This is a genomic window from Synechococcus sp. R3-13, from assembly GCF_047462195.1.
GTDB lineage: Bacteria > Cyanobacteriota > Cyanobacteriia > Thermostichales > Thermostichaceae > Thermostichus.
Genome location: NZ_JANSIO010000235.1, coordinates 1 through 5,066, shown reverse-complemented (window position 1 = coordinate 5,066; position 5,066 = coordinate 1). Strand labels below are relative to the sequence as shown.

Below are 5,066 nucleotides of genomic sequence, written 5' to 3'. Positions count from 1 at the left end.
CAAAGACGTTAATGCCCAACACCCCCACCATCACCCCCAAGGTCAGCTCATCGATCTGCAGGTGGGGCTGGGGCTCCCAAAACCGCTCCACGGCTGTGCGCAGGATCTCCAGGCTGGCCATCCCCAAAAAGGCGGCGATCCCCAGCGCTCCAATGGCTTCAAACTTGCGATGGCCGTAGGGATGGTCGTCATCGGGCTCTGGCGAAGAAAAGCGCACGGCCACCAAGCCCAAAATGTTGCTGGCGCTGTCGGTGGAGCTGTGCAGGGCATCGGCAATTAGGCTTAGGGATCCCGTCGTCAGCCCCAGGATTAACTTGATCAGAAACACCAGGACATTTAGCCCTAGCGTGACGTACAGCACCCTCTGCACTTGGCGCTGACGGCGGCTGGCTATGGCAGCAGAATCCAGAAAGCTCACTGCAGCTCGGGCGGGGATCCACAGATATCCTGCTTTATTCTGCCACCGACCTCAATGGGGGTAAGGGATCCCAGGGGAGTGGGGTATCCTAACGGTGAGCTGCGGGGGCATGGGGGCCATCCGTTCGGGAGCAAACGCTGAGTATGCACGTTGCTGTGGTAGGCGCTGGCTATGTGGGCCTGGTAACAGGGGCTTGCCTGGCTCACCTAGGAAATAGCGTTATCTGTGTGGACAACAACTCCGCCAAGATTGAAGGGCTGCAGCGGGGTCGCCTGCCCATCTACGAGCCCGGCCTGGAAGAGCTGGTGCGGGAGGGAACTGCGGCGGGTCGGCTGCACTTTAGCACCGATCTGGGCTCTGGGATCCAGGCCAGCGAGGTGGTGTTTATTGCCGTGGGCACCCCGGCCCTGCCCAGCGGGGATCCCGATCTGCGCTATGTGGAAGCGGTGGCGCGGGAAATTGGCCAGCATCTGGACGAGCACTATCGAGTCATTGTCAACAAATCCACTGTGCCCATTGGCTCTGGGGACTGGGTGCGCATGCTCATTTTGGACGGGGCCGCCGAAGCCGCCAAGCAGCGGCTGAGCAGCCGAGAAGTGGGGAGGGATCCTGAGGCCAGATCCCTGACCTTGGAGCTCTCGCCTTGGACGCCGCAGTTTGACGTGGTGAGCAACCCCGAGTTCCTACGGGAGGGCAGTGCCATCCAAGATACCTTCTACCCGGATCGCATTGTGATTGGCTCCAACAGCCCCCGCGCCATTGAAATCATGCGGCAGCTGTATGAACCCATCCTCAACCGCCAGCAGGGCCTGCAAGGGGATCCCGTGCCTTTGCTGGTGACCGACCTGGCTTCTGCCGAAATGATCAAGTATGCCGCCAACGCCTTCCTGGCCACCAAGATTAGCTTCATCAACGAAATGGCCAACATCTGCGAGCGCACCGGCGCCGACATCACCCAGGTGGCAGAAGGGATCGGCCTAGATAGGCGCATTGGCCGCGCCTTTCTCAACGCTGGCATAGGGTGGGGCGGAAGCTGCTTCCCCAAAGATCTGGCGGCTCTTATCCAAACCGCTGCTGACTATGGCTATGAGGCCAAGCTGTTGCGGGCCACGGTGGAGGTTAACCGAGAACAGCGGCAGCGCCTGGTGGAAAAGCTGCAGCAGGCCCTCAAGGTGCTCAAGGGAAAAACCATTGGCCTACTGGGTCTGACGTTTAAACCCCACACCGACGACCTGCGGGATGCCCCTTCCCTGACCTTAATCGAGCAGCTCCACCGCCTTGGGGCAAAGGTGAAGGCGTATGATCCCGTTGTGTCCGCTTCAGGGATGCGGGAGGGGCTAGCCCATGTGGTGGTGGAAACGGATGTGTTTCGCCTGGCCCAAGATTGCGATGCCCTGGTGCTGGTGACGGAGTGGCCGGAGTTTTTGTCGCTGGATTACCGACGGATTGCAGAGCTGATGCGGCGGCCCTTGCTCATCGATGGCCGTAACTGTCTGGATCGGGAGGCGGTGCGGCAGGCGGGCATAACCCTCATTGGAGTGGGCTGGTAGGTGCTGGGGAAATCAGGGGAAATCATGAAGATCCTGGTTACGGGTGGCCTGGGATTTATCGGATCCCACTTGGTAACCCGCCTTCTGCAAGAAGGCCACTGGGTCATTTGTCTGGATAACGGCTACACGGGCCGGCAGCTCAATGTCCAGGCCCATCTGGACAACCCCGCCTTTCAGCTCATCTGGCACGACGTGGCGGATCCCTTGCCGCCCGCTTTGGAAGAGGCCGGGATCCAGCAGATCTACCACCTGGCCTGCCCCGCTTCTCCCCCCCACTACCAAGCGGATCCCATCCGCACCATCCGCACCAGCGTCTGGGGCACCTACCACCTGCTGCAACTGGCCCAGAAAACGGGAGCGAGGTTCCTGCTGGCCTCGACTTCAGAAGTGTACGGGGATCCCCAAGTGCATCCCCAACCGGAAGACTACTGGGGCCACGTCAACCCCATCGGCCCGCGGGCCTGCTACGACGAATCCAAGCGCTTGGCGGAAACCCTCACCTTCGACTGGCAGCGGCAATACCAGACGGAGATCCGGGTGGCCCGCATCTTCAACACCTACGGCCCCGCCATGCGGGAGGACGATGGCCGCGTGGTGAGCAACTTTATCGTCCAGGCCCTGCGCGGGGATCCCTTAACAGTTTATGGGGATGGATCCCAGACCCGCAGCTTTTGCTACATCTCCGACCTGGTGGAAGGCTTGATCCGGCTGATGAACAGCCCCTACCCCGGACCCTTTAACTTGGGCAACCCCGAGGAGTTCACGATCCTGGAGCTGGCCCAGCAGGTGCTCGCCCTCACCGGCAGCCCTTCTCCCATCGTTTACCGGCCTCTGCCGACGGACGATCCCAGACAACGGCAGCCGGATATTGGCAAAGCCCGCGCCCTCTTGGGTTGGGAGCCTCGGATCCCGCTGCAAGTTGGGCTGCAACAGACCATCCCTTACTTTCGTCGGCGGCTGGGGCTGGACTAATCATCAGGTGCTCCCGACAACCCCAACCCGTTTGAGAACCATTTTCGCCTCAGCTCGATTGACCTGGGTGAATGGCTGCCAGCGGCTCCAGTTGGCGGGCTTGCTGTTGTAGCCGACTCACCAACTGCCGACATACCACTTCACACAGCTCAAAGCACATGGGATCCGCAATTTGGTAATAAACACTCACCCCCTTGGGCTGACGGCTGACGATCCCTGCCTGGGTCAGGATCTTGAGGTGCTTGGAAACATTGGCCTGGCCCATACCCGTAGCTTCCAAGATTTGGGTGACGTTCTTGGGCCCCGAGCGCAACTGACACAGGATCTGCAGGCGGCTGGGTTCCGCCAAAACCTTGAAGTACTCCGCCACGCTGTTGAGAACCTGCGGCGTCAGGATCGTGCGACACTCATTCACATCCGCTCTGCTCACCGGCTTTCTCCCATCAACAAACCTGCTTGCGCCGTTCGTCAACTTGATTTTAACACTAGATAGTTATATAGTATTCCTAGAAAGTCCAAGTTCACGTCGGGCTTTCGATACCAGACAGGAGGGCACTATGCTATTTCGCCAACTGTTCGACGCAGAAACAAGCACCTACACCTATTTAACCGCGGATCCGGCAACTCGCGAGGCCGCCCTGGTGGATCCAGTGCTGGAGCAGGTGGAGCGGGATTTGAAGCTGATTCGGGAATTGGGTCTAACCTTGAAGTACTGCCTGGAAACCCACGTTCACGCGGATCACATCACGGGAACCGGGAAGCTGCGGGAACTGACCGGTTGCCAAGGGGTGGTGCCAGTACAGGCCAAGGCTCAATGTGCAGATCGTTTCATCGGTCATGGGGAAACGCTGCAAGTGGGATCCGTCGTCATTGAAGCCATCGCTACCCTGGGCCACACCGACAGCCACATGACCTACCGCGTGAATGGGGATCGCGTCCTTACCGGAGATGCCCTGCTGATCCGCGGCTGTGGGCGCACGGATTTCCAAAGCGGGGATCCCGGCCTGATGTACGACCATGTTACCCAGCACTTGTTTACGCTGCCCGATGAGACGCTGGTCTATCCTGGCCACGACTATCGCGGGCACACCGTCTCCACCATTGGCGAGGAGAAGCGCTGGAACCCGCGCTTTGTGGATCCGGAAACGGGCAACCTGCGTTCCCGTGAGAGCTTCATTGCCCTGATGAACAGCCTCAACCTGCCCCAGCCGAAGAAGATCCAGGAAGCGGTGCCGGCCAACGAGCAGTGCGGCCAAGTGGCAGCAGCGGTTTAATTCCTTCTGGGCAGCGAGGTGCAGGGTAAGCCCCCGCCGGCTGGGGAGCCCATGTGAAACTCCGATGGTGAGGGCCCGCTGCTCTGGGTAACCTTCTCTCAATTGGCTTGCCAGAAATGGAGAGTTTGAGCGTGGATCGAGAAAGTCTCTATGAGAGCGATTTCTACGCTTGGATCCAGCAACAAGCTCAATTTCTGCGGGATCGGGCCTGGGAGAAGCTGGATCTGCCCAATTTAGTCGAGGAGATTGAATCGTTGGGCAGGCAACAGCGGCAGGAACTGCGAAACCGACTTGCAGTTTTGGTTGGGCATCTCCTCAAGTGGGAGTACCAGCCAGAGGGGAGATCCGCAAGCTGGCTCCTCACCCTCCAGCTGCAGCGGCAGGAAGTTCTGGAGCTTCTTGAAGAAAGCCCAAGTCTCAAGCCCTATTTGCCAGAGGCCATCTCCAAGTCTTACTTGGGAGCGCTGAAGCTGGCCCTGGAGGAGACCAAGCTGCCCAGAAAGATTTTCCCCAAAACCTGCCCTTATTCCTCAGAGCAAATCCTGGATAGCCGGTTTTACCCCGGTGAGCCCAGTCATTTGCTTGAGGAGGGGGATTAATCCCAAAAATCGCTGCATTTTGCATTTTAGACAACGCTAGAAGCAAGGAGACAACCATGACCGTAACCCAACAAAACCCTATCCCTTCCGCTTCGCAAGAACGGGATCCCCGTCTCAAGGAGATCGATGCCCTGACCTTAAAACAGTGGCTGGATCAGGGGCGAGTCCAGCTCATTGATGTGCGGGAGCCGGGAGAATATGCCGATGAGCGGATCCCGGGGGCCATCAACATGCCCCTATCTACCTTTGACCC

At 59.2% G+C, this 5,066-nt stretch carries 7 protein-coding genes; 5 read left to right on the top strand and 2 right to left on the bottom strand.

All coding sequences use genetic code 11. The features are described 5' to 3' along the window. Nucleotides 1-418 (bottom strand): cation diffusion facilitator family transporter (locus NW856_RS07410; protein WP_414399683.1); only part of this gene is annotated, 418 nt, incomplete at its 3' end. 143 nt (nt 419-561) lie between these two features. Here NW856_RS07410 and NW856_RS07405 point away from each other — a divergent pair. Together NW856_RS07405 and NW856_RS07400 are read left to right on the top strand one after the other, a co-directional pair. Then, nucleotides 562-1,968, top strand: a complete 1,407-nt coding sequence (locus NW856_RS07405) for a UDP-glucose dehydrogenase family protein (RefSeq protein WP_414399682.1) — start codon at nt 562-564, stop codon at nt 1,966-1,968. Between the two features lie 24 nt (nt 1,969-1,992). Next, entirely contained in the window at nt 1,993-2,940 is a 948-nt protein-coding gene (locus tag NW856_RS07400; RefSeq protein WP_414399681.1) for a UDP-glucuronic acid decarboxylase family protein, read from the top strand. 49 nt (nt 2,941-2,989) lie between these two features. Here NW856_RS07400 and NW856_RS07395 read toward each other — a convergent pair whose 3' ends face one another. Then, nucleotides 2,990-3,370, bottom strand: coding sequence for an ArsR/SmtB family transcription factor (locus NW856_RS07395; RefSeq protein ID WP_414352142.1), 381 nt, complete (start codon nt 3,368-3,370; stop codon nt 2,990-2,992). Nucleotides 3,371-3,497: 127 nt separating this feature from the next. Here NW856_RS07395 and NW856_RS07390 point away from each other — a divergent pair, with 127 nt between their 5' ends. From NW856_RS07390 to NW856_RS07380, 3 genes are all read left to right on the top strand, one after another. Further along, nucleotides 3,498-4,214 carry an MBL fold metallo-hydrolase gene (locus tag NW856_RS07390; RefSeq protein WP_414399680.1) on the top strand — a complete coding sequence of 239 codons (717 nt, stop codon included), beginning with the start codon at nt 3,498-3,500 and terminating at the stop codon, nt 4,212-4,214. Between the two features lie 116 nt (nt 4,215-4,330). Then, the gene (locus NW856_RS07385; RefSeq protein ID WP_414352140.1) at nt 4,331-4,813 is read left to right on the top strand and encodes a DUF29 domain-containing protein; all 483 of its coding nucleotides are present in this window, start codon (nt 4,331-4,333) and stop codon (nt 4,811-4,813) included. 56 nt (nt 4,814-4,869) lie between these two features. After that, on the top strand, nt 4,870-5,066 hold a 197-nt coding region (locus tag NW856_RS07380; protein ID WP_414399679.1), incomplete at its 3' end, for a rhodanese-like domain-containing protein.